Source organism: Chryseobacterium carnipullorum, assembly GCF_003815695.1.
Lineage (GTDB): Bacteria > Bacteroidota > Bacteroidia > Flavobacteriales > Weeksellaceae > Chryseobacterium > Chryseobacterium carnipullorum.
Genome location: NZ_CP033920.1, coordinates 1158931 through 1183330, shown reverse-complemented (window position 1 = coordinate 1183330; position 24400 = coordinate 1158931). Strand labels below are relative to the sequence as shown.

19 protein-coding genes and 1 pseudogene are annotated in these 24400 nt (G+C 38.7%); 4 read left to right on the top strand and 16 right to left on the bottom strand.

The features are described from left to right. The first annotated feature begins 68 nt into the window (after window positions 1–68). Genes EG346_RS05485 through EG346_RS05475 form a run of 3 tightly spaced genes read left to right on the top strand, consistent with a single transcriptional unit; the run spans window position 69 to window position 1846 of the window. The gene (locus tag EG346_RS05485; RefSeq protein ID WP_123877240.1) at window positions 69–389 is read left to right on the top strand and encodes a hypothetical protein; all 321 of its coding nucleotides are present in this window, start codon (window positions 69–71) and stop codon (window positions 387–389) included. Further along, on the top strand, window positions 389–715 hold the full coding sequence (locus tag EG346_RS05480) for a hypothetical protein (protein WP_073336729.1): 327 nt from the start codon (window positions 389–391) through the stop codon (window positions 713–715). The genes EG346_RS05485 and EG346_RS05480 overlap by 1 nt, the downstream gene beginning before the upstream one ends. A 3-nt stretch (window positions 716–718) precedes the next feature. After that, window positions 719–1846, top strand: coding sequence for a glutathionylspermidine synthase family protein (locus tag EG346_RS05475; protein WP_181876116.1), 1128 nt, complete (start codon window positions 719–721; stop codon window positions 1844–1846). On the opposite strand, the pseudogene EG346_RS05470 reads toward EG346_RS05475, so the two are convergent. From EG346_RS05470 to EG346_RS05415, 12 genes and pseudogenes are all read right to left on the bottom strand, one after another. Beyond that, window positions 1836–3913 (bottom strand): annotated as a pseudogene (locus EG346_RS05470) (LTA synthase family protein). The gene EG346_RS05475 and the pseudogene EG346_RS05470 sit on opposite strands and share 11 nt — an antisense overlap. Window positions 3914–4129: 216 nt before the next feature. Next, window positions 4130–4648, bottom strand: a complete 519-nt coding sequence (ribH, locus tag EG346_RS05465) for a 6,7-dimethyl-8-ribityllumazine synthase (RefSeq protein ID WP_123877239.1) — start codon at window positions 4646–4648, stop codon at window positions 4130–4132. A gap of 3 nt (window positions 4649–4651) precedes the next feature. Beyond that, window positions 4652–5359 carry a YfgM family protein gene (locus tag EG346_RS05460; RefSeq protein WP_123877238.1) on the bottom strand — a complete coding sequence of 236 codons (708 nt, stop codon included), beginning with the start codon at window positions 5357–5359 and terminating at the stop codon, window positions 4652–4654. Window positions 5360–5549: 190 nt separating this feature from the next. Then, the gene (locus EG346_RS05455) at window positions 5550–6086 is read right to left on the bottom strand and encodes an adenine phosphoribosyltransferase (protein WP_073336721.1); all 537 of its coding nucleotides are present in this window, start codon (window positions 6084–6086) and stop codon (window positions 5550–5552) included. Then, window positions 6086–7285, bottom strand: a complete 1200-nt coding sequence (locus tag EG346_RS05450) for a hypothetical protein (protein ID WP_123877237.1) — start codon at window positions 7283–7285, stop codon at window positions 6086–6088. Before EG346_RS05450 ends, EG346_RS05455 begins: the two co-directional genes overlap by 1 nt. A 321-nt stretch (window positions 7286–7606) precedes the next feature. Next, a complete protein-coding gene (locus tag EG346_RS05445) occupies window positions 7607–8623 on the bottom strand; it encodes a hypothetical protein (RefSeq protein WP_123877236.1) in 1017 nt (338 codons plus the stop codon). A 162-nt stretch (window positions 8624–8785) separates the two neighbouring features. Continuing rightward, window positions 8786–10117, bottom strand: a complete 1332-nt coding sequence (locus EG346_RS05440; protein WP_073336715.1) for a quinol:cytochrome C oxidoreductase — start codon at window positions 10115–10117, stop codon at window positions 8786–8788. A gap of 8 nt (window positions 10118–10125) precedes the next feature. After that, window positions 10126–10827, bottom strand: coding sequence for a c-type cytochrome (locus EG346_RS05435; protein ID WP_123877235.1), 702 nt, complete (start codon window positions 10825–10827; stop codon window positions 10126–10128). Between the two features lies 1 nt (window position 10828). Continuing rightward, window positions 10829–11350, bottom strand: coding sequence for a DUF3341 domain-containing protein (locus tag EG346_RS05430; RefSeq protein WP_047398786.1), 522 nt, complete (start codon window positions 11348–11350; stop codon window positions 10829–10831). Beyond that, window positions 11337–12734 carry an NrfD/PsrC family molybdoenzyme membrane anchor subunit gene (gene nrfD, locus EG346_RS05425; protein WP_073336711.1) on the bottom strand — a complete coding sequence of 466 codons (1398 nt, stop codon included), beginning with the start codon at window positions 12732–12734 and terminating at the stop codon, window positions 11337–11339. The genes EG346_RS05430 and nrfD overlap by 14 nt, the downstream gene beginning before the upstream one ends. Window positions 12735–12759: 25 nt before the next feature. After that, complete coding sequence (locus tag EG346_RS05420) at window positions 12760–15825, bottom strand: TAT-variant-translocated molybdopterin oxidoreductase (RefSeq protein WP_123877234.1); 3066 nt, start codon at window positions 15823–15825, stop codon at window positions 12760–12762. 23 nt (window positions 15826–15848) lie between these two features. Then, window positions 15849–17210: a c-type cytochrome gene (locus EG346_RS05415; RefSeq protein WP_073336707.1), complete on the bottom strand. Its 1362-nt coding sequence runs from the start codon at window positions 17208–17210 to the stop codon at window positions 15849–15851. Window positions 17211–17392: 182 nt separating this feature from the next. Between EG346_RS05415 and EG346_RS05410 the strand changes: the two genes are divergently transcribed. After that, window positions 17393–17950, top strand: coding sequence for a sporulation protein (locus EG346_RS05410; protein ID WP_073336705.1), 558 nt, complete (start codon window positions 17393–17395; stop codon window positions 17948–17950). Window positions 17951–17997: 47 nt separating this feature from the next. Here the strand turns inward: EG346_RS05410 and EG346_RS05405 are convergent, their stop codons facing one another. The 4 genes from EG346_RS05405 to EG346_RS05390 form a co-directional block, all read right to left on the bottom strand. Then, window positions 17998–19275: a DUF6080 domain-containing protein gene (locus EG346_RS05405; protein WP_228426620.1), complete on the bottom strand. Its 1278-nt coding sequence runs from the start codon at window positions 19273–19275 to the stop codon at window positions 17998–18000. 74 nt (window positions 19276–19349) lie between these two features. Continuing rightward, window positions 19350–20315: a T9SS-dependent choice-of-anchor J family protein gene (locus tag EG346_RS05400; protein ID WP_164466332.1), complete on the bottom strand. Its 966-nt coding sequence runs from the start codon at window positions 20313–20315 to the stop codon at window positions 19350–19352. Window positions 20316–20400: 85 nt separating this feature from the next. After that, window positions 20401–21942 carry a protein adenylyltransferase SelO gene (locus tag EG346_RS05395; protein ID WP_123877232.1) on the bottom strand — a complete coding sequence of 514 codons (1542 nt, stop codon included), beginning with the start codon at window positions 21940–21942 and terminating at the stop codon, window positions 20401–20403. Window positions 21943–22017: 75 nt separating this feature from the next. Next, window positions 22018–24396 carry a transglycosylase domain-containing protein gene (locus EG346_RS05390; RefSeq protein WP_073336701.1) on the bottom strand — a complete coding sequence of 793 codons (2379 nt, stop codon included), beginning with the start codon at window positions 24394–24396 and terminating at the stop codon, window positions 22018–22020. Window positions 24397–24400: the final 4 nt, after the last annotated feature.

The window sequence follows — 24400 nt, the reverse complement described above, 5'->3', positions numbered from 1 at the left end:
TTTTTGCCTTGTAAATTTAAAATAATATCATTACTAAATTACTACTTTTGTGAAAAATTACTGCCCTCGTGAAAAAAATTAAACTTTGCCTGTTATCAGTTGGGATAATGGCATTTACAGCCTGTAAAAAAGAGAAAGAAGATGAAGTAAACAGTGTAGATAAAACGGGTTCTATTGAAACAGAACTTTCTGTTGAACATCTTGATAATACAGATATTCTCATTACTAAACACAAAATCTGGAAGGACAAGAAACTTTTTAAAGAAATTATTAAAAAAGACACCATCCCGAGTCTCGGGGATACTCTTGTCGGAGGAGAAGACAGCGATGGCAACGACCATATTGCCAAAACGAAGAAAGATTACGAATTCTTTATAACGGTTCAATAATGAAAAAGTCCAGTTCTATAAAATTACTTTTCGTTACAGGGATCCTGGCCGCCTGTTCTCAGGAAAAGCCGAAAGATAAAGCAGAAAAGAAAGTTTACATGAGGTCTGATACAACAGCTTCCTATACAAGGACCCATGGCTTTATGGCTGGAATACTTCTGTATCATGCATTCAGACCCTATGGCGCTTACAGTTATGGATCTTATCAAAAGGCAGGTTATTACAGCGATGCCATCAGCAGTAAATCCAATATCGGAAGAAATAATTACAAAGGAAATGTCGTAAGAGGCCAGTTGGGAAGAAGCGGTTTCAGTGCATCATCATAAACTATGGAAAGAATTCAATCACAATTCAGGAAAAACTGGCAGCATAAGCTTGAAAATCTGGGGTTTGGCTACCATTCTCTGGAGGGCCTATACTGGGACGAAAGTCATTATTATCAGTTTACTTCAGAGGAAATCAATACCATCGAAAGTGCTACTGCCGAACTTTGGCAGATGTGCCTGGAAGCGGTAGACTATATTATTGAAAAAAACCTTTGGCACCAATTCAATATTCCTGAATGGTTCCGGAATTATATTATTACAAGTTGGGAAGAAGATCATCCGTCCATTTACGGAAGATTTGATTTTGGGTTTGATGGTAAAAATTTAAAACTACTGGAATTCAATGCCGATACCCCGACTTCTTTATATGAAGCATCGGTTATCCAGTGGTATTGGCTGCAGGAGCAGTTTCCGTATAAAGATCAGTTTAATTCTATTCATGAGAAACTGGTAGAGTACTGGAAGCATCTCAAAAATTATCTGAATCCCCATCACATTTATTTTGCATCTCTTACGAATATTGAAGATGTAACGAATGTGGAATATATGCGTGACTGTGCTTCACAGGCAGGTTTTGATACGGAGTTTATTCCTGTTCAGGATATTGGCTGGGCTGAGGAAATCTCTGAATTTGTGGCTGGAGACCAGTCGGTCATGGAATATATTTTCAAGCTTTATCCTTATGAATGGATACTGGCAGACGGTTTTGGAGAAAAACTCGTAAAAAACGGCTTCCGATCACAATGGATTGAACCTGCATGGAAAATTCTGCTTTCATCTAAAGCTATTTTGCCGATCCTTTGGGAGCTGTATCCCAATCATCCGTATTTGTTAGAATCTTATTTTGAACCTAAACACCTGAAAGACTTTGCTAAAAAGCCTGTGTATTCCAGAGAAGGAGCCAATGTGATCCTATACAAAAGCAATATCCCGGTTGAGGAAAACGATGGAGTATATGGTAAAGAAGGTTTTATTTATCAGCAGTTATTTGAGCTCCCAGATTTTGAAGGAAATTATCCGGTCATCGGCAGCTGGGTCATCGGGCAGGAGCCTGCCGGCATTGGGATCAGAGAAAGTGTTCATCTGATCACCAATAACCAGAGCCGTTTTGTTCCTCACCTTATCGGTTAAGTTTCTTTTCTTTAAGCCAGAATGAAGTAGATTGATAGGCAGAAACAGCATCGTTGAACAGTTTCTGTTCCGGATCTTTCAGAAGCTTTTCATCATAATACAGTTTGAATTCAGGAGCAAGGCTGCTGGATTCCAGCTGTAAAGAGTACTGTTTTATTTTTTTTACCGGCGAAATGATCGTTAGACGTCCGTCTTTTACCAAACCAAGATCCTGATACGTTGCGATATATGCTTTGGGCTGGAATTCTTTTTTGAAGACATCCTGACCAAGGAATTTAGATTGATAACTGAAATTCAACAATCCGAATACCGTAGGCATGATATCGATTTGAGACATCAGTTTGTCAAACTTCTGAGGCTGAATAAAGCCTTCGGAGAAGATCATTGCCGGAATTCTGTATTTATCCATAGGAAGTTCTGTTTTCCCTGCGCTGGATGCACAGTGATCGGCAATAATGACAAAGACAGTATTTTTATACCAGTCCTGCTTTTTAGCCATTTCAAAGAACAATTTGAGTGAATAGTCGGTATATTTTACCCCTCCGTCACGTGATTTTGCTGTTCCCGGAATATCAATTCTTCCGTCAGGATAGGTAAAAGGTCTGTGATTGGAAACAGTCATCCAATGGTTGAAGAATGGCTTCCCGGATTTAGCTTCAGCGTTCATCGTCTGGATCGCTTTTTTAGCCATATCTTCATCGGCAACACCCCAAACATTGGCAAACGTGATTTCTTCAGGTTTAAAATTATTTCTGTCTACAATACCGTAACCGTTTCCAGCGAAAAAGTCCTGCATATTATCGAAATAGCTGTAACCACCGTATAAAAATTTCACATCATATCCTTTAGACTTGAATACGCTTCCTGTCGTGAATTTATTTTTGTTGTCATCTCTTTTGATCACACTTTCTCCGGCAGTAGGAGGAATACAAAGCGTTAATGCTTCAAGGCCTCTTACGGTTCTGTTTCCGGTAGCATACAGATTGGTGAACATCATTGAACGGTCTGCAAGACTGTCCAGGAAAGGGGTGATCTTTAAAGTCCCTCCGTAATGTTCCATAAAATCGGCGGATAAACTTTCGATAGAGATCAGAACCACATTTTTCTTAAGCTCCGGCTGTTCTGCAACCACATTTCGTGTTAATGACGGTTCAGCATACTGGCTCAGGAAGTTCTTTTCAGCTTCCTGCTGACCGATCTGCGGATAAAACTGGAAATAGTCAAGCTCATTGTGGGTAAATGCCCAATAGAATTTGGGAAGTCCGTTGTCTTCAATCTCGTCAGCAAAAACATTGTCTGATCTGATCTGCATTAATGAAGAGATACCGAAAATACTGATGCCTGCCATCACTACAAAAGTTCCTACCAGAATCATTTTCTGTTTAAAATTCGGAAGCTCTAGAAGCTCGTCTTTCGTTTTCTTATAAATAAACCAGGTAACGGCTAAAGTGATGATAAGGATTGCTGAAAACAACGGAATAACAGGATAGCTTTCCATGATGTTTCCAATGACTTCGTTGGTGTATATTAAATAATCTACCGCAATGAAGTTGTAACGTACTCCAAATTCATTATAAAAGAAATATTCACTTACCGAGTTAAAGATGATCAGAAGAACATACAGCAAAAGCGTAATGAAATACAATACATTTCTGATCCTGATTCGCTTTGAAGGAATAAAAAGCATCAGTCCGAAGAAAAGAGTCTTGATTCCTACAAAAGTTAAGGCTACTTCTGAGATAGATCCCCCATACTGATTGAAAATGTTATTAGGAATCAGCAGAATGTAAAGGAAAAACAATACCAATGCACCAAAAATGATATACCCGTATGGCTTTTTATATTTTGAATTCGATAAAAATAAAAAGTAAATCGCCAGAATGGTACTGGCTAAAGTACAACAAAAATATCATTCAGTAAGCCAATAGACAGGACTTTTATTACTTCAAAAAAACCAAAACTGGCCGTAGTGATCGGGTGAAAAAAGAATACGACCCGCACGATCAATGAAATAATAAGATAGAAAATTCCTAAATATAAGAATGGTTTTATTTTGCTTGGAAACATGTACGTTAAGTATAGGTTAATTCCCGCAAAGATAGTTTTTGTCTACAACTTTTAAATAAAAACATGACGTTTCTTATCGTTTTTTTGCGTTATTGGTATAGAATTAACTTACTATCTGATGAGCCCGTAGGTGTGAAAATAACCTTGTGAAGTTGATTTCAATAAAAAAAGGACTATTATCAAATAGTCCTCTATACTGTTAATGGGTATTAAATATTAAAGGTGTCCGAAACCGATATTTCCTTTTTTTTCTGAAAGATTCTTTTTAAAATCAATCATTCTTAAAGCGGTTACGGCTGCTTCTACTCCTTTATTTCCTAAGTCTCCGCCACTTCTTGCAATGGATTGTTCCTTGGTATCATCTGTCAGTACGCAGAAAATAGTAGGGGTGTCTGTTAAGATGTTACAGTCTTTGATTCCCTGTGCCACTGCTGAGCATACAAAATCAAAATGAGGAGTCTCACCGCGGATCACACATCCGATCGCAATGACTGCATCGTATTTTCTTTCTTTGCAAAGCTGCATACTTGCATAGTTCAGCTCAAATGCACCCGGAACCGGGAATAGTCTGATGTTTTCTGGTTTTACGCCTTCTTTTTCAAGAATTTCCAAGGCTGCATCACGAAGATTGTAAGTTACAAAATCATTCCACTCAGAAAAAACAATGCCGATAGAAAAATCTTCGGCATTTGTTATATGAAGTGGCTTGTAATCGGAAAGATTAACTGTTGCCATTTTTTAAAAGTATTTAGTCATTTCAATATAAGAATCAGACATTCCGTTATCGTAGTCCTGATATTTCTCATCAATAGCAGAGAAGTATTTCTTAGCTTCTACATTTTTCTTTAATCCTAATGCTACGATACCTGCTTTTCTTGTGAAATAGTAAGTCGTATAAGGATCATCAGAAGCCGTTGATGCTTTGTCTAATAAAGATAGAGCCTCGTCATTTTTGTTAAGTCCTGACTTTGCATCTGCCATAGCACCGAATTTCAATGCCATCAATGTTTTGTTGTCTGATGAAAAGTTATCCAGAAGGTCGTAAGCTTCCTGGAATTTTCCTTCTTTGAATTTTAATAAACCTGCATTGTAAGCAGAAAGTTTACCCACATTCGTTCCTGAATATTCGTTATATGTTCCTAGAAAACCTGGATTTGCAGCAGATTTTCCACCTAAAGCTTCTTTATCTTTGCCTTCAGTCTGTTTCTTTTGAGCAGCAAGGAAGCTTTTTACCGCTTCAACGTTTTGAGGAGCCACTACAAACTGTTTGTAAGCGAAGAATCCTAAAACACCTAAAACCAATACACCGAAAACAATACCTAATTGCTTAGAATATTTTTCAATGAATCTTTCCGTGTTTAAAGCCTCTCTGTCAAGGTCTTTAAAGAACTCAACTGTTTCTTTACCTTCTTGCTCATTTGGAGCATTCTTACCCAATTTTGCCATAAATTCTTAAAAATTGAAATGCAAATTTAATTGTTTCTGAATGATTTACAAAATACTTTGAAGTATTATTGTGAAAATGTTATCAATTGTAAAATGTTAATGTTAAAAACGCCGGGAGTGTCGCCAGTGTGACATCTCTACCATCAATATTTTTACTGTTTTAAATATTCTGATCTTTTCGAGTAAAAGTTTAATATTCAAGGAGGTTATAAATTTCTGCCCCGAATTTTTTCAGCTTTTCATCGCCATTAAGGTCTTTTAGACCAATCAGGAAACTAAACTGGGAAACGGTTGCGCCTTGCTTTTCTACAAGTTTTGCGGCTGCTTCCGTTGTTCCGCCGGTGGCCAGAAGGTCATCATGGATGAGAATTCTCTGTCCTTTTTTGATCTGTCCTTCACGGGTCTCAATGATGGCACTTCCATATTCCAGATCATATTTTTCTGAAATAATGGGTGGAGGAAGCTTTCCTGCTTTTCTGATTAAAATAAAGGGGACTTCCAGAGCGACTGCAATGGCAATTCCGAAAAGATAACCGCGGCTTTCTATTCCGCATACGGCATCTACTTTTCCTTTACTGAAAGCAGCCAGGTCTGTGATGACCTCCTCATAGAGCTTTGGATCTAAAAAAATTGGGGAAATATCCTTGAATTGGATTCCCGGAATAGGAAAATCAGGGAAATTTTCAATGGTTTCTTCCAGTCGTTTAATCAGTTCTTTTGAAGCCATTATGGGTTTATTTTATAGCTGGAAATTTTCCAGTCTCCATTTACATTTTTAAGTCCGAATGTTGCCTTCAACGAAGTGGTTTTTCCGTTCTTATCTGTTACATCATAGGTTGCGTTGACGCTGGCAGCGCCTGGATTGGTTGCATTGGTTGTAATGTTCTTTACGCTTACGTTTTTTACGGATCCAAATCCTGAAGTAGGATTGGAGAAAGATTCATAGCTTCCCCAGCTTGGGTTGCTTGACGTATCGTAGGCAGCCTTAAGATTCTGAGAACTTACGTTGTTTAAGAACTTACTTACTGTATTTTTAGGATCCGCTGTCGGCTGTTTAGGAGCCGTTGGCGTCGTTGCCGGTGCAGTGGGATCTGTAGATGTAGTGGGTGCAGGAGTTGGATTACTTGGGTCAATTACCGCATTGGGGTCTTGTGTTACAGCTGTTGAATCAGTTTTTGGTACCGCAGGAACTTTCAGAGCTGATGGATTGACATCAAGTCCGATTTTAGACATTTTGAAAGTCTTTGCAGTTGTTTTTACTGAAACAGTAATATCGATTTTGCTGTCTACTACTTTAGCTGCGGGAATAGAAGAGAATTTTAAATTAAATCCTTTAAAGTTGTTGTCCTGCATCAGGTTTTTAGCGGTAGAAAGTTTCACCCCATTGCTGAATACTTCTAAAGTCGCCTCTAAACCTGCACCGGTAAATGAAACAGGATTTCCTGCTGCGTCTACAAGTCTTGGAACAATTTGGATAGCGGTAGGTGCACCCGTTCCGTCATCGCCAGTAGGTCTGGTGATAATACTCAGTGAACTTGCTTTTACATCATTCGCATCAGTCTCTTTGGCTTTATCGTCTCCGAAGATGTTCATTTCTCCAAGAGAAGGAGGAGAGGTGCTTGCCCATTCGATTCCGTTTTTTTGTGCGACTTCATCAGCCATGGTAAGGATCTCCGGAACTTTTTTTCCGTCGATCAGTTTTCCAAGGGCTTTAAGTTCTTCTACATCACCTTCTGCTTCCACACCAAAAGTCTTCAGGATATAAAGAGCTTCGCTGAATTTGATCTGTTTAATGGTTGAAAGGCTTGAAGTCATGTCGTTGATACTTGACTGAAGCGTTTTAGTATTCGTAGCATCTACATGGTCCTTCCTGCATGCTGTAAAAAGCAACAGACTGAGAACTAGTAGAAAAGAAAACTTTTTCATTTTATTTTGTTTATTGCAAATTTAGTAAAACCTTTAATAATAGCTGGTTTTTATTTTTGTTTTGTGTTTTATGACGTTTTAATGCAGGTATTCTTAAAGATTTACATAGTGAATGGATTTCATGTGGAAACCATTTAAAGTTGGATTTTATAAGAGTTCAATTATAGCATCGATTCTGCGTTTCAGTTGATTATGAATAATTGTCCAGATGATTGCCAGTTATTTCAAATCATTTTTTCATGAAAAAAGACTGCTCAGGAAATTAAGTCAGTCTTTTTTATGCCGTCATTTGTTAAATAGTATTCTATTTGTGTTGGCGGTTTATTTTTTCATTTCCTGTTCTTTCAGATCATCTTTGAAGAATGAGCTGAAGATGGTTTGCATGTTGGGAAATGAGGTATCCTGCCAGTATTGGGTCTTGTAATTGCTCTTTTCTTTGTCAAATTTTACGGATTCGATATCATTGTTATTGCTGAAGTCCAGTTCTGTAGGATAAAAATTATTATAGAGGATGATCTGATTGTAATTCTGTTCACTTTTATGTTTAAGTTTTACAAAAGCGACCTCATTGTATTCCAGGAAATCTCTGAGGTTTTTCTGTGATCCTTTTTCAAAAGACATATTCAAAATGGTTTTGATGTCGAAGAATCTAAATCCGAATAGGGAAAACTCTTTCTCCTGAAGAGCAGCACCTGTGACTTCTATCTGATCTTTTCGGTCTCCTTTCAATTCTTTGATGGTATTTCTTTTTGTTTTGTATTCTTCCGGGTTTCCAACATTTTTAAGTTTTGGGATTTTTAAAGAGTTGCCGTAATCCCAGGATGAAGTTTCCTTTTTTTCGTTTTTAGGCTCTACCAATCTGAATACTCTGTACTGTTCAACATTGGCGCTTTTTAGATTTTTAGTTTTGTTATCAAAAATATAGGTGACAAGTCCGTCCGCATAGCTGTTCAGTTTACCGTTGACCGTTACATAGGCATTGAAGTTTCCTTTGATGACAATATATTTTGCGGGTTTTGAGTTTTTGATGACGATTGTTTCTATTTCTTTAACCTGATCATTAATTTTAATCACGTCCTGATTTAATTCGGAATAGGAGAGGGTAGCAACAGGAAAGTTATTATACACCAATTGAAATTTTTCCTGTGAAGGAGCAATGGACTGCTTATCAATTTTACCATCGATATCAGAGTAAGCGAGAATACTTCCGTCCTTTCCGAACACGGAAACCTTAGGAAGAGGTTTGTTGGTCTGTTCAGAAACAAAAGTAATGGTTTGCGCCTGAATGAAGCTGAATAAGAAAACGAAAAGTGTAAGAAGCAGATAATTTCTTTTCATAATGGTATTTATTTTTGGTTGCTTAAATAAATGATCAATCTCATTATTAAGACGCACTTAATCTGAAATGGTTGCCTGATAAGTTTACATGTTAACTTCTCTGCACAAAAAAAGACTGATCATTATAATCAGTCTTTTTTATTGTATTGATGTTACAAGTCCTTAGAAAGGATACTCATAAATTTCAGATTCGTGAAGGTAAGGGTTACCTGTAGGGATCAGTTTCAGTTTAGACAATGCTGTCAGTACTGTGAACATGAACAATCCAACTACAAAAAGAAGTGCACCTAATATTAAGATGAATACTTCAGGAGTTTTCCAGTATGGACCTACCGTTCCAGGCATTACCATGTTGAAGTAGTCTAGGATGTGTCCTAAAATAACCACTACAGCCATTACAGTTACTACTTTATAGTTTCTCTTGATGCTGCTGCTCACTAATACCAATAATGGTAATAAGAAGTTGACAATCAACATTGGTAAGAAAGTAATACCATAGTGCTGGAATCTTCCAAAGAAGTAGTTCACCTCTTCCGGAACGTTCGCATACCAGTAAAGCATAAACTGAGCAAACCATGTATATGTCCAAAGCATACTTGTAGCAAAAAGGAATACTCCTAAATCGTGCAAGTGATTATCATTGAACTGAGGTAAGAATCCATTTTTCTTTAGGTAAACACTGAAAAGGATAATCATAGCGATTCCACTTGAAAGACAGCTTACCATTGAATACCAGATATACATTGTAGAATACCAGTGAGGGTCAATAGACATCAACCAGTCCCAAGCCCAGGCTGCAGAAGCAAATCCGAAGAATGCGATATATCCTACTGCCCATCTGTAAAGGAATTGATACTCTACTTTTGATTTAGTCTCATCTACTTTTTTAGACTGAGCTTTAAGTTTCCAGGCAAAGAATGAAGCACCTAATACATAGATAAACGTTCTTATTGCATAGAAAGGAATGTTTAAGAATCTTTTCTTTTCGAATAAGATCACGTCAAAATGAGCAGACGTTGGGTCTGTCAAATCCGGATCCATCCAGTGGAAGATGTGACCTTGGTGGAAGATGTTCAATAGCATTAATATAACTAATATAGCACCTCCGTATGGAATATAAGAAGCAATAGCTTCCATTACTCTTGTAATAATGATTGGCCATCCTGCATGGGCTGCATGCTGAATACAGTAGAAAAATAATACTGCACAACTAAGTCCAAAGAAGAATACAGCTACGAAATGTATTGATGCTAAAGGCGAATTATGAATCTGCATTGTCGCATGCTCTAAATGAGAAGCTTCATCTTGAGGTCCTACCATTTCACTGGAGTGTGTAGGGGCATTGTGGCCTGCAGAATGAACTGCCTCCATCATTTCTTTAATTCTCTCTGTACTGATTCCATTATTCATGAAAAAACCAATACCAAACAGAACTAAACCTACAACAAGAAGTATTAGAGAAGTTGATTTTAATTTTGGTGAAAAACTATACATTTCTTTTCTTATTTTTTAGTTTCGGTAGTAGTCTCTGTTGCCGCTGCAGCTGGTGTAGCTGTAGCCGTTGTAGCTGCTGCAGGTGCTGCTGCTCCTTTTTTGAAGGCACTCATCACATACATTGCTACTCTCCATCTGTCACCAGCATTAAGCTGACCAGCATAAGATCCCATTGCATTTCTACCGTTAGTTAATACATAATGAACAGATCCTACAGTAAGCTCTCTGTCAGCATAGTTTGGTACACCAGAGAAAGCTCCGGTTTGTACAATCGGACCTTGTCCATCACCACCAGTTCCGTGGCATGCCGCACAAGTATGATCAAACAGTATTTTTCCTCTTTCAATATCTTTAGCTGCATTAGCTGGATTAAGAGGAGATCCTGTCATCTTTTTAGAAGCTTCATAACCGGCGTTATACTCATCTACATTCTTAGGAAGAAGGCTTTCTTCGAAAACTCCGTCTTTGTTTTGAGCAACTGATCCTTCTACTGGAGCAAGACCTGTGGCAAAACTATTTTTAACGAAAGCTGGGATTTCATTTTCATGATCTGAATAAGCATCCTGAGCTTTCATCAATGGATCGTAAGCTACCGGAAAGTACATATCCGGAAAGTATACAAGTGGTGTATTTTCTTTTGGTCCGCAAGAATTAAGTAAAACCGTTGTTAAACCTAAAATTGCTGTAATTTTTAATACATTCTTTTTCATTTTAAGCGTCTTTAACAGTTATTTCTTCAACTCCAGTTTCAATAAGCAACTGTTTTACAGACTCTACGTCTTCAGTTACAAATTCCATCATGAATTTATCATCGGTAGTTCTTGGATCTGGATTCTGAGCCGGAGCTCCCGGATACATTTTGTTTCTAACTAAGAAAGTTAAAGACATCATGTGAGCGGCACAGAAAACCATTAATTCGAACATTGGAACTACGAATGCAGGCATGTTGTGCGCCCAGTCAAAAGCAGGTTTACCACCAATATTTTGAGGCCAGTCATGATTCATCACATACCAGGTTACAGTAGCACCGATGGTAACTCCATAAAGAGCATAGAAGAATGCAGCATCAGAAATTCTGGTTTTCTTTAATCCTAGAGCTTTGTCAAGTCCGTGAACCGGAAACGGAGTATACACTTCGTTGATCGCAATTCCTTTATCGTTGAATGCTTTAACGCCGTTCATTAAATCGTCGTCATCAGCATAAAGTCCGTATACAATTTTAGTGGTGCTCATCTCCTTCTTTTGCTTTATAAGTTTCACCTGAAATTTTCAGAATCGATTTTAATTCAGCCTGTGCAATTACAGGGAACGTTCTTGCGTATAGTAAGAATAATACAGAGAAGAATCCGATTGTTCCTAAGTATACACCCACATCAATGATCGTTGGCTTAAACATAGTCCAAGATCCTGGTAAGTAATCTCTTGAAAGGTTGATAACGATGATATCAAAACGCTCAAACCACATACCGATGTTGATAATCAATGCAATGATAAATGTTGCAATAATGTTTGTTCTTACTCTCTTGAACCAGAATAATGCCGGAACAATTAAGTTACACGTGATTAGTGCCCAGAATGCCCACCAGTAAGGTCCTACTGCAGCACCCGGAGAAAGGTAAGTAAAGTCTTCGAATCTTGATCCGGAATACCATCCGATAAAATATTCAGTAGCATAAGCTACGGTTACCATACCACCAGTAAGAACGATTACGATGTTCATAATTTCAATATGATACATTGTAATATATTCTTCTAAGTGACACACTTTTCTGGCAATAAGCAATAGCGTCTGTACCATCGCAAATCCTGAGAAGATCGCACCGGCTACGAAATAAGGAGGGTAGATTGTAGAGTGCCATCCTTTAATAACCGACGTTGCGAAGTCAAAAGATACCGTGGTGTGTACCGAGAATACAAGTGGAGTTGCTAAACCTGCAAGAACCAAAGAAAGTTCTTCGAATCTCTGCCAGTGTTTTGCCTTACCACCCCATCCGAATGCCAGGAATGTATAAATTTTCTTAGTCCAAGGCGTTTTAGCTCTATCTCTGATCATTGCAAAGTCAGGGATTAGTCCCATGAACCAGAATACAGTTGATACTGAGAAATACGTGGAGATCGCGAATACGTCCCAAAGTAGAGGAGAGTTAAAGTTCCCCCAAAGAGAACCGAATTGGTTTGGTAATGGGAATACCCAGTAACCTACCCAAACTCTACCCATGTGGATTACAGGGAAGATCGCTGCCTGTACCACCGCAAAGATCGTCATCGCCTCTGCAGATCTGTTTACAGACATTCTCCAACGCTGTCTAAATAATAATAATACTGCGGAGATTAGGGTCCCGGCGTGACCGATACCTACCCACCATACGAAGTTGGTAATATCCCAACCCCAGTTAATAGTTCTGTTAAGCCCCCATGCTCCAATACCTGTCCCGATAGTATAAGCGATACACCCGAATCCGTAGATGAAAAGAACTAAGGCTGCATATAGTGAAATCCACCATAGTTTACCTGCTCTTTCTTCGATAGGTCGTGCGATATCTTCTGTAATATCGTGATAAGTTTTGTGACCAATAATTAGAGGTTCCCTTATCGGAGCTTCGTAATGTCCTGACATTTTTTACCTATTTATTATTTAAACTTTATTTTTCTACTCTGTTTCTTACTTTAGTGTGATAGAACACGTTTGGTTTTGTGCCGATCTCTTCAAGTAAATAATATCTTCTGTTGCTAGAGTACAATTGTCTAACTTCAGAATCTTTGTCATTCATATCTCCGAACGTCATTGCTCCGGTAGAACAAGCGCCAGCACAAGCAACAGAATCCTTAAATTCATTGTCGGTTACTTTTCTGTTTTCCTTCTTAGCATTTAAGATGGTTGCCTGAGTCTTTTGGATACACAATGAACATTTCTCCATTACCCCTCTTGTTCTTACAACAACATCAGGGTTAAGTACCATTCTTCCTAAATCGTTATTTTGATTGAAATCAAATTTATCATTTAAGTTATAAGTAAACCAGTTGAAACGTCTTACTTTGTACGGACAGTTGTTTGCACAATATCTGGTACCGATACATCTGTTGTAAGCCATGTGATTCTGACCTTGCTTACCGTGTGAAGTAGCCGCTACCGGACATACAGTTTCACAAGGAGCGTGGTTACAGTGCTGACACATTACCGGCTGGAAGATCACATCTGGATTGTCTGCAGGGTGGTTTAATGCACCTCCGTCTCCGAATGCTGTACCGTACAATTCCGGTACTGCCATTCCTTCTTTCAATCCTTCGTATACTTCTACTTTCTGTCTTGATGAGTAGTAACGGTCAATTCTTAACCAATACATATCTCTTGACATTCTGATTTCTTCTTTACCTACTACAGGAACGTTGTTTTCTGCCTGACAAGCAATGATACATGCTCCACAACCAGTACAAGAGTTCAAGTCGATTGATAAATTGAAGTGAGGTCCGTCTGTATCATCGAAAGCATCCCAAAGGTCTATCTTTCTTGCAGGAAGAGCTCCACTGATCGTATGATATTCCAAAGGCTTGTTCCATCCTTTATGTTCGTCATCGAAAGCTACGTTCATGAATTCTGCTAAAGGAACTTCCTTAGCAATTTCATAACGTCCCATTAATGTATTCTGAAGCTGGATCCCTGCAAATTCGTGGTCTTCTCCAGTTTTTTCGATTTTCACTCCTGAAACAATCAGGTTAGAACCGTCAAATAATGGATAGGCGTTTACTCCTGTATCAGCAGTAGCTCCGGAATCCTTTTTACCATATCCAAGCGCCAGACCTACAGATCCTTCTGCTTGTCCCGGTTGAATGAATACAGGAACATCTTTTATTGTTACTCCGTTGACCGTAAGGTTTACGATAGAACCGTCCAGCTGCATTCTTGCATTAAGATCGTTGTCAATCGCAAACTTCTCTGCGTCTTTAGGAGAAATTGTCAAGTAGTTATCCCAAGACATTCTGGTGATAGGATCCGGTAATTCCTGAAGCCAAGGGTTGTTGGCCTGAGTACCGTCACCCATTGAAGGCTTGGTGTACAATACTAATTCTAATTCAGAAGCTTTGAAGTTTCCTAATTCAGCAATAGCCTGAGCAGCATTTCCTCCGGAATAAGATAATGCAGTAGCATTATTTGAAGTCGTGATACCGTTATATAAAGCTTTGTTGAAAGAAGTAGCTCCTAAGATTGAAGCAGCGCTTCCTTTCAGATAGTCATAGTAATTGTTGGCAGCATTGTTTTTTCCATTTTTCCAAACCAATAGGGATTCTTCAATCTGTCTTGATTTGTAGATCTTCTGGATCGTAGGCTGCATTAAAGTATATACTCCAGTCTGAGGTTCAATATCTCCCCAAGATTCTAACCAGTTCGCTACCGGAATTACAGCTTTCGCTGCTTTGTACATTTCATTTTTCTTGTCAGCTACTGCTACTACACAAGCAACTTTAGCTAAAGATTTTTTGAAATCTTCTCCTTTTGGATGAGAGTAGATAGGGTCTACGTTGTTAGCGATCAATACACCAACCTGACCCGCATTTACCCATCCAAGGAATTCCTGGTATCTTGCTTTGTCAAATTCTTTCAGGAAGTTTGCTTTACCTGTGAAAGCAACTGAACCTAATTTTTGGTTGATTAAGTGGGCTAAAACCTGTGCTCCTTTAGAACCGTCAGCTAAAACAACAGCTTTGCTGCCTTTCACTTTAAGTTCGTTTGCAATTTCGGTAGCCGTCTTGTCTGAGGTACCACCACCTACGATTGCGTTGTAAACTTCAACCAAAGTTTTGTTTACTGCACTTGGCTTTAATCTGTATCTTGAGTCAGCGTTAGCACCGGTCAATGACATGTTGGATTCCACCTGAATGTGTCTCAACATGTTGGGTCCTGGCTTTCTTGCTGCTGCAAAAGATGTTTCTAAGCTTGCTCCGTTGTAATCTCCTAAGAAATCAGCCTGGAAAGAAACGACCAATTCTGAACCTTTAAGGTCATAAACCGGTAATGCTCTTTGTCCGAATACTTCCTGGGCTGCATCTAAAGTTGCAGAGTGAGGATAGGCATCATAAGTTACCAGTTCAGCGGTAGGATATTTAGCTTTGAATTCTGCAAACAACTTTTTGAAAGTAGGGGAAGGGAAAGAGTGAGACAAAAGCACAATCTTTTTACCTGCTGCAGTTGCATCTGCCAATCCTTTAAGGATAAAACTGTCTACTTTATCGAAAGTTTCGTCTTTACCGTCAAGTTTAGGCTGTTTTACTTTATCATTATCATAAAGAGAAAGTACACTTGCCTGAGCTCTTGCATTGGTTGTTCCCAAATCACCTGCTGCCGGGTTTGGATCTATTTTGATCGGTCTTCCTTCACGGGTCTTTACTAAAACACTGGCGAAGTCGAATCCGTCAAAATAGGTTGAAGCGTAATAATTCGGAACCCCTGGAATAATGTCATGTGGCTTTACCACATAAGGAATCGTTTTGATTACGGGTGCTTCACAGGCAGCCAATGTTACCGCTGCCGTAGAGAATCCCAATAATTTTAAGAAATCTCTTCTTGAAGTACTGGATCCGTTCTGTTCAGCATCTCCAAGGAAATCTTCTACCGGAATTTCTTCCTGAAACTCTTTCTGAGCCAGCTTATTGTTTAAAGCCGGGTCTTTAAGTTCATGAATACTTCTAAATTGTATTTTGTTTGAAGCCATTTATACTTCTAATTTTTTAGTTATTAATAATGACATTTACCACACTCAAGACCTCCAATTGCATCTACAGTGATCTTACCGCCATCCTGAGGATATTGTTTTTTCAACTTGTCATGTAGATTCTTGAAGTATTCTTTATTATAACCGTTGTTCATATCAACCTCAGTCGTTCTGTGACACTCGATACACCATCCCATGGTGAAGTCGTTAGCCATTTGAACAACATTCATTGTATCAATTTTTCCGTGGCAAGCTTTACATACAACATCTATTTTGTTATTTGGATTCTTTTTGTTGAAAGAATTAATGATCGCTTGTTCACCTGCTACTACGTGCTGAGAGTGATTGAAGTACACGAAGTCTGGCATGTTGTGGATTCTGGTCCATTCAACCGGCTGAGTTTTTCCAGTATACACCTGTTTTGCAGGATCCCATCCTGTAGCGGCATAGATTTTCTGGATTTCACCGTCGTAGAATGCTTTATCTTTTCCTGGCTCCATGTAGTGGTCTGCGTTGTACTCAGAAATCGTTCTGTGACAGTTCATACAAACGTTCATCGATGGGATTTCAGATACTTTACCATACTTGGCACTTGAGTGACATAACTGACAATCAATTTTTTGTTCTCCAGCGTGGATTTTGTGCGAGAAGTAGATAGGCTGTTCAGGCTTGTAACCCTTGTAAACACCGATCCACATGATCCAGTTCCAAACTCCGTAAGCGGCCAGAAGGGCAAGGATACCCAATGCTGCTTTACCTACGTAGTGGTACTTCTCATAAATTTCGCTGAAAGATTTAACCCTTGTTTCGTTAAGCCCTGCTAAGTCTTCTGATTGACCTAATTTAACCAATTGTCTCAGTTTAATTAAGATCCAAACCAATAGAGCCGCAATAGCAAGAAGCGAAATAATAACTACACTTGTTGTAGTATTATTTGCTGGAGCTGCAGCAGCGTCTGTTGCTGTAGCCGTACCTGCCGCCGGTTTCTTCTCTTCCGGAGCCGGAGGATTAGTTGTGTATGCTAAAATGTCGTCTATATCCTTATCTGTAAGATTTGGAAAGACCTGCATTTCAGTCTTATTAAATTTTTCGAAAATCTCATTGGCGTATTTATCCCCAGAAGCCCTCAGAGCTTTGTTGTCTTTGATCCACTTGTGAAGCCAATCTTTGTCTACACCACCCTCTGTCTTTACTCGTTCTACAACACCCTTAAGAGGTGGCCCTACAACTTGTTTGTCCAGCGCGTGGCATGCAGTACAATTCGCTTTGAAAAGTTTCTCTCCGTTTTTAGGATCGCCGTCTTGCCCGTAAATTGAAGCACTTGTCGATAGCAATAAGCCTATTGCGATCAACGTTTGTTTATAATGCTTTCTCCAACTAATCATTTAAATTATCTTATGTTAGTAAAATATTGAACCAATCAATTCCGCAAAAATAATATTTTTAACAGGAATTTAACGGTATATGAAAAGGGGAAAATATCATTTACGTTTAATTTGTATTGATTCTAAATAGTGTTGTTTGGTATAATTTTTTAATTTTAATAGATTTGCAGAAACAAGTTTAAATGAGAAATTTAATCAAAATATTTTCAATACTCTCTTTATTTGGGTTTTATAGTGTTGAAGCCCAACAGGTTGTTAAAAAGGATACGCTTTCAGGAACAGAGCTAATTATGACAATGGACTCCAAAGTAAACGCTGCTTTGGGAGGAATTGAAGATAAATGTTCGAGAACTACTGGAGGACCTTCAGCTTCTTCGGTAAGAGAAAATAATACAGATAGCGGAATTGTTACCACTTCCAAGCCTCCCAAAATTTATGTACCGAGCAGAGAATTGAGTAATGCTGAGATCTGCAGGAAGAATCCAAGGATTTTAGGGTTTAAAATTCAGATCACAACGGTAAAAAGCAATGAGGAAGCGAATGAGGTGAAATCCTATTTCAGAAAAAGATTCCCGAACCTTAAGGTGGAAACGGATGCTTCTTTAAGACCCAACTATAAAATTTTGGCGGGAAGCTACTTTACCAAGCAGAGTGCGGCATCAGATCTTTCAAAAATAAGAGAATACTTTAAGTCTGCCGTTGCGGTGCAGTACAGGATTTTCTGTTCTGAAGCTAGATAAGGATCATAACGATATAAACAAAAAGCTGAGAAATTTCTCAGCTTTTTTTATTGGTAGTAGGTTTCTAAAAACCGGAAAAAATCTGCCATTCTGAACATATTATTAGCCAGTAGGAAGACCAACAATACAATCATCGTCATCATTAAAAATGATAAGATTTTCGGGTGTGATTTGTAGGCGGAAAAAAGCCATCCAAGAAGTAGCGGATAAACAAACACGAAGTGTCCTCCATAAATATATGAAGTGTGAAGTCCAAACCTCATAATGCAGTGAATCACAATGTCCACAAGAAATGAAACAGCAAGAATCTGAACAAGTTTATTTTTAAAATTCTTATAATAACTCCACAAAACAAGTGCTAATAATACAGTAATAAAAGCGTAGCAGAATGGTGAGGAATAAGGTTCCATCAGGAGACCTTTGAAGTCAAAGCCTTTCATGTTATGTTTATCTGTTGTCATGAAACTTGGAAACAAAACACTACCTCCGAAAAAGTAAGAAAGCATCATATCCCAATCCGGAATAGATTCTACATTGGAGAACTTTTCATATTGCTGGTTGGTTTTTGAGAGAATGTTTTCATATTTAAAATCAATTCTTAAAAGATAAAGAAATACAAAAGATGCTGTGGTGAGGAGTACGCGAAACACTGCATTTCCAAATTTTTTCCAGTTTCTGAAGAGATCTTTTTCAAATAAAACAGGAATAAAAACCTTCACGAGGTTGGTAATAGTGAGTCCGCCTATCGTAATTCCTGCAAGTGTAAGTGCAGATCCCGGTATTTTTTCTTCTTTTTTAAGCTTTACCGCTGCGTAATAATTGTAAATGCTGAGCAAAAGCAGGGTATAGGTGAAGTTTTCGGGTGTAAAAGAAAGAATAATGCTTGTAGAAAAAAGACCGAAAAACAGGATCATCAATACACTGAATTCGAGAGGAAGCCCAATAATATTCTTCAGATATTTGAAAATCTGAACCATGCACAGGCTTATGGCTGTGTTACTAAGCCAGGCAAGGGTAAGCCTAAAGGTTTCGTTCATTTTTCCACCTGAAATCAGTAAAGAAAATTCTCTGACCCAATTAAAAAAGTAATATGCCAGGGGATGTCTCTCAAAGCTTCCGCCGGTCATCACAATAGCTTTGTTGTCAAAACTGAAATAGGCATCCCATGGGATTCTACTGTCAAAAATGATTCTGTAATGAAGCGCAATATAAGATCCCAGAACACCGTAGCAGGTCAGGAAGAATAGAAATACAGCCAGTTCGTTGTAGGTGGAAGGAAATACCTGCTTCAGAAGGTTGATGAGTTTTGTTTTAATGAAAGACACGGGTCAATTTTTTGCAAAAATAAAATAAAAAAGCTCACCATTTCCGATGAGCTTTGATGATTGTGATATTGTTCTTACTGTTTGATTACTTTTTCTGTGGTAGATGTACCATCATTAAATTCTGCTTTAACAATATAAGTTCCTTTAGGTGAAGAGGAAATGTCTGCTCTTTCAGACTCTGTTTTCGTTACATTTTTCCCTGCCATATCCATGACAGAAATCGTTTTTACTTTTTTATCAGTTTTGATATTGATTTCTCCACTTGTAGGATTAGGATATAAGCTTGTTGTTTTTGCCTTTGAAGATGCTTCATTGGTAGCAAGTACGCCGGTAGCCGTGACTTTTACATCATCAAGCATAAACATGTATTGGTCAGAAGACATATACTGGAATCCTATTCTTATAGTCTGTCCTGCATAAGCATTTAAATTGATGGTGACTTGTTGCCATGCAGCAAAAGGAGCTGTTGATGTTGCTGGTGATGAAACAATCGTGAAATTAGCGGCTGAAGTTGGATTGCCACTTCCTGTATATACTCCTACTTTATAACTTTCGGTGAAAACTGGTGATAAAGCTTTTACCCAGAAAGTCAAAATATTGGCACTTGTACCTAAAGTTAGAGCAGGAGTGATTAGCCAATCATTGTTAGCCGTTGCTCCTCCGGTAGTAGATGGTACTCCGGCCCAGGATACCGCACATTTTTGTCCTGCATGCGGACTGAAATTTCTTATTTCTTCATCTGCAGCGGTAGAAGTTGCATTATTGGTTGCATTGCTCGCGCTAAGATTAAAGATCTGAAAAGCCATAGGTAATCCTCTGTTGGTCCAGTTCGCAGTCCAGGAAGGAGAGGTTGTTCCTCCAATTACAGGACCTCCTCCTGTATAAGTATTGAGGCCGTCTAAATCCAAAGTAAGCCAGTTTCCAAAGCCTGTAATGGCAAAATTGGTATAAGACTCAAAGCCTTCATCCAATAATACTGTCTGTGCATTTGATGCTGTAATTCCCAGCAATAAGCTTAGAGAAAAGAGAGCTTTTTTCATAATAATATTTTTTCTAAAAATAGTGAAAAATATCATTATGATGTAAAAAAAGCATTTAAATTGCTCTAATGTTATTATTTATTTATCAAGAGCTGCATGAAAGTGTAGAACATCCGGTCGTGTCATCATAGGCTGAAGGGCGCTTTGCAGAAAATTCAGGATATAATTCTTCGTAAGGGTTTTCCAGAGCCCGTGTCAGTTTTTTGAGCATTTCTGTTTTTCCGGAATTGATCTCTTCTATACATTCATATAAAAGATAATTTCTTAAAGTAAATTTTGGATTTGAGTGTTGCATCAGCGATAGAGATTTTTCTTCTGAAATCGTATTCGAAGAAATTCTATCCTGATATTTTTTGGCGAAGTCTTCCAGTTTTTTCACTCTTTGATCAGTTAAAATGACATAGGGTACATTTTCAAAAAGAGACTTAATGTCACTTTCAGGATTTAATTTTTCCAGCTGATTAAAAAACAGCGTATAATCCAGCTGAAGTTCCTGCATTAGCCCCTGCCAGTTGGTAAAGAATTCTTCATCGCTTTCCCGTAGTTCGTCGAATCCAAATTTTCTGCAAAGCATTTTATCATGAGCTTCCCAAAAATAAGTTCCATACTGGTTTAAAGTATCTTCGAGAAATTTTTCATCTTTAATCAAAGGATGAAAGGCATTTGCGAGCTGCCAAAGATTCCACTGTGAGATTTGTCCCTGTTTTCCAAAAGCATATCGCCTACCCGGAAGGTCGGTTGTGTTGGGGGTGAAATTCAAATCATATTCGTCCATCATTGAATAAGGACCATAATCTATCGTTAATCCCAAAACAGACATATTATCGGTATTCATGACCCCATGGACAAATCCTACCCTGAACCATTCCGTCATCAGATTGGCGGTTCTGGTGCATATGTTTTCAAAGAACTGTTTATATTTATCAATACCGTCTGCAGTTATCTCCGGATAGTAATTTTTAATAGTGAAGTCAGCCAGATCCTGCAGGGTTTTATATTCTTGCTGTGCAGAGATCAGTTCAAAATGTCCAAAACGCAAAAAGCTTTCTGCAGTTCTGATGACCACAGCACCTTTTTCAAGCTGTGGATTTCCGTTATACATCATATCTCTCACAACATCTTCACCAGTGAAGGCGAGGCTTAAGGCTCTTGTTGTAGGAACTCCAAGATGGTACATCGCTTCACTCATCAGATACTCGCGTACTGAAGATCTCAATACGGCTCTTCCGTCTGCGTGTCTTGAGTAGGGCGTGGCACCGGAGCCTTTCCATTGAATTTCTGTCTTTTTTCCATCTTTATTAATGATTTCTCCTGCAAGTATTGCCCTTCCGTCTCCAAGCTGTCCCGCCCAGTTTCCAAACTGATGACCAGCATAAGCAGTGGCATAGGTCTTTACGTTTTCAGGAAGATGATTACCTACCAAAAAATCGAGATCTTTTTCTTCATACGGTCCAAGTCCTATTTCTTCTGCAAGATCCGGGTTGAAGGCAATCAGTTTCGGTGCGTTGAAACCAGCTGGCTTTACGGTTGCAAATAAAACTTTTGGGGTATTTCTCTGCATTGGATTGTCTGAAAAGTCCCCTGGAAATATATCGGTGAAAGGCTGTTTAATCTGTTCAATATTCATAGATCAAAGGTATTAATTATAAAAGAAAAGACCTTCCAAATTATTGAAAGGTCTTGTGTATTTCTAAAAGAGAATTTATTTATTGAAATCTACCTCATCGGTTGAGTGAAGATTGTCATTGATATTTTCTTCTTTTTTGTCTGTATTGTTTTTAGGAGTCGGGTCTGCGGCTCGTGGATTCTTGATCTCATCCATGGTCTGAAGTCCTCCGTCGTCTCCGTAGCCTTCACCTAAACCTTTTAGATTTGAACATCCGTCTTTCCAGTCAGAGGGTCTGGTGAATTTATCATCAGGGGTAATTCCCAGAGATTTATCTGCCCATACTTTCTTCATGAAGATCGCCCAGATGGGTAATGCCATTTTTGCACCCTGACCTTCACCGGTTCCCAAGAAGTGGGTGGCTCTGTCTTCCCATCCTACCCAGGCTCCTGTTGCCAGTTTTGGAGTGATTCCCATAAACCAACCGTCAGAGTTGTTCTGTGTAGTACCTGTTTTAGCGGCAATTTCCACCCCTTTAGAGATTCCTCTTCTTCCAAGTTCTCCGGAAGCAGTACCGTACTGTGCAACACCTTTCATCAATTCAATCATGGTGTAAGCGTACATTGGGTTCATTACCTCTTTTGGTTCTACATTCACTTCTTTGATCACCCTTCCGTTGGCATCTTCAATTCTCCAGATCATTTCTGGTTTATTGTAGTTTCCGTAGTTGGCGAATGTACTGTAAGCACCTAGCATTTCATAAATTGTAATGTCGGATGAGCCTAAAGCAATGGTATTGTTTCTAGGAATATCTTCTGTTACTCCAAGGTCTCTTGCGGTCTGTATAACGGCATCTACACCGGTCATCTCAATAAGTCTGGCTGCAATCGGGTTTTGAGAGTGTGCTAAACCGTCTTTCAACGTAAGCATTCCTCCTCTTCCCGGAACATGCCATCCTTTGTGATCGTAGGTTGCATTAGAAACGGTAGAACATGGTGTCATTCCCAGTTTCATAATTGCTGTAGCATATACGAAAGGTTTGAATGTAGATCCTACCTGTCTTTTACCTTGTTTGATGTGGTCATACTGGAAGTGCTGCCAGTCTATACCACCAACCCAAGCCTTGATCTCTCCACTTCCCGGAACCATTGACATTAAGCCAGCCTGTGCAACTTTCTTATGCCATCTGATAGAATCCCATGGAGACATTTCCACTTCCTCTTCTCCGTTCCATGTGAATCTTGATGTTTTGGTAGGCTTTTTAAACTCCATAATGATAGAATCTTCCGGCATGCCATCCGCTTTTAACAGCTTATAACGTCCGGTTCTTCTTACCGCCTGCATCATTACATCCTTTATTTGCTTGTCTGTAAGATAATAGAACGGCCAGTTCTTTCTTCCTCTCTGTTCTGCGTCAAATCTTTTCTGAACATCAGTAAGGTGTTCTTTGATAGATTCTTCTGCGTACTTCTGCATTTTAGAATCCAGAGTAACGTATATTTTAAGTCCGTCTTTGTAAAGATTAAGCTTCTTGCCTGTTTCCTTCTCGTAACCTTCAAGATACCTGTCTATTTCTTTTCTTAAATAGAATTTATAATAAGCAGAATATCCGTCTGTAATATTTTTAATAGGGTGGAAGTCTACTGATACAGGTGTACTGATCGCTTTTTCATACGTGGCCTGATCAATATATCCGGTCTTCTGCATCTGATCCAATACCACATTTCTTCTTTCCTTTGCTTTTTCAGGATATCTGTATGGATTATTCTTTCTTGGATTTTCCAGCATGGCTACAAAAGTAGCGGCTTCAGGAAGGGTAAGTTCTGAAGTTTTTTTATTAAAGTAAACTTTGGAAGCCATCTCAACTCCGTTTGCATTGAAAAGAAAATCGAACTTATTGAAATATAGAGTGATAATCTCTTCTTTGGTATATCTTTTTTCAAGACTTACCGCAACGACCCATTCTTTCAGTTTCTGAAATGCTCTTTCAATTTTATTTTGAGAAGCAGATCCTGTGAAAAGAAGCTTCGCTAACTGTTGGGTAATAGTGGAACCTCCACCTCGTCCGCCTCCATATACTACAGCTCTGGCAATGGATTGAAGGTCAATCCCTGAGTGTTCTTTGAAACGCTCATCTTCTTTAGCCTGAAGCGCATAAATAAGATAGGGAGGAAGATCTTTATAAACGATAGGCTGTGTTTTTTCTTTTTCAAACCTGCCTAAAGTAACCCCATCTGATGAAATGATTTCAGAAGCGACATAGATGTCAGGGTTTTCAAGTTCCTTTACATCCGGCATTTCTCCAAGAAATCCCTGAGAAACAGCAAAGAAAAGTCCTGAAATACCTAAAACGACTGCAATGAGTCCAATCCAAATAAATTTAACCCATTTTTTCCAAGAGGTATCTTTCTTTTTTTTGGGAGGAAGAGGGAAGGTTTTTCCCTTATTTCCTGCGTTTTGTCTGTTGTCTTCCATTTAT

Excerpts from the sequence above, each read along its gene's own strand:
- EG346_RS05445 (WP_123877236.1), bottom strand. The coding sequence starts at position 8,623 with ATGAAAAGAAATTATCTGCTTCTTACACTTTTCGTTTTCTTATTCAGC.
- EG346_RS05415 (WP_073336707.1), bottom strand. The coding sequence starts at position 17,210 with ATGATTAGTTGGAGAAAGCATTATAAACAAACGTTGATCGCAATAGGC.
- ribH (WP_123877239.1), bottom strand. The coding sequence starts at position 4,648 with ATGGCAACAGTTAATCTTTCCGATTACAAGCCACTTCATATAACAAAT.
- EG346_RS05450 (WP_123877237.1), bottom strand. The coding sequence starts at position 7,285 with ATGAAAAAGTTTTCTTTTCTACTAGTTCTCAGTCTGTTGCTTTTTACA.
- nrfD (WP_073336711.1), bottom strand. The coding sequence starts at position 12,734 with ATGTCAGGACATTACGAAGCTCCGATAAGGGAACCTCTAATTATTGGT.
- EG346_RS05475 (WP_181876116.1), top strand. The coding sequence starts at position 719 with ATGGAAAGAATTCAATCACAATTCAGGAAAAACTGGCAGCATAAGCTT.
- EG346_RS05410 (WP_073336705.1), top strand. The coding sequence starts at position 17,393 with ATGAGAAATTTAATCAAAATATTTTCAATACTCTCTTTATTTGGGTTT.
- EG346_RS05430 (WP_047398786.1), bottom strand. The coding sequence starts at position 11,350 with ATGAGCACCACTAAAATTGTATACGGACTTTATGCTGATGACGACGAT.
- EG346_RS05395 (WP_123877232.1), bottom strand. The coding sequence starts at position 21,942 with ATGAATATTGAACAGATTAAACAGCCTTTCACCGATATATTTCCAGGG.
- EG346_RS05460 (WP_123877238.1), bottom strand. The coding sequence starts at position 5,359 with ATGGCAAAATTGGGTAAGAATGCTCCAAATGAGCAAGAAGGTAAAGAA.
- EG346_RS05420 (WP_123877234.1), bottom strand. The coding sequence starts at position 15,825 with ATGGCTTCAAACAAAATACAATTTAGAAGTATTCATGAACTTAAAGAC.
- EG346_RS05480 (WP_073336729.1), top strand. The coding sequence starts at position 389 with ATGAAAAAGTCCAGTTCTATAAAATTACTTTTCGTTACAGGGATCCTG.
- EG346_RS05455 (WP_073336721.1), bottom strand. The coding sequence starts at position 6,086 with ATGGCTTCAAAAGAACTGATTAAACGACTGGAAGAAACCATTGAAAAT.
- EG346_RS05390 (WP_073336701.1), bottom strand. The coding sequence starts at position 24,396 with ATGGAAGACAACAGACAAAACGCAGGAAATAAGGGAAAAACCTTCCCT.
- EG346_RS05440 (WP_073336715.1), bottom strand. The coding sequence starts at position 10,117 with ATGTATAGTTTTTCACCAAAATTAAAATCAACTTCTCTAATACTTCTT.
- EG346_RS05400 (WP_164466332.1), bottom strand. The coding sequence starts at position 20,315 with ATGAAAAAAGCTCTCTTTTCTCTAAGCTTATTGCTGGGAATTACAGCA.
- EG346_RS05435 (WP_123877235.1), bottom strand. The coding sequence starts at position 10,827 with ATGAAAAAGAATGTATTAAAAATTACAGCAATTTTAGGTTTAACAACG.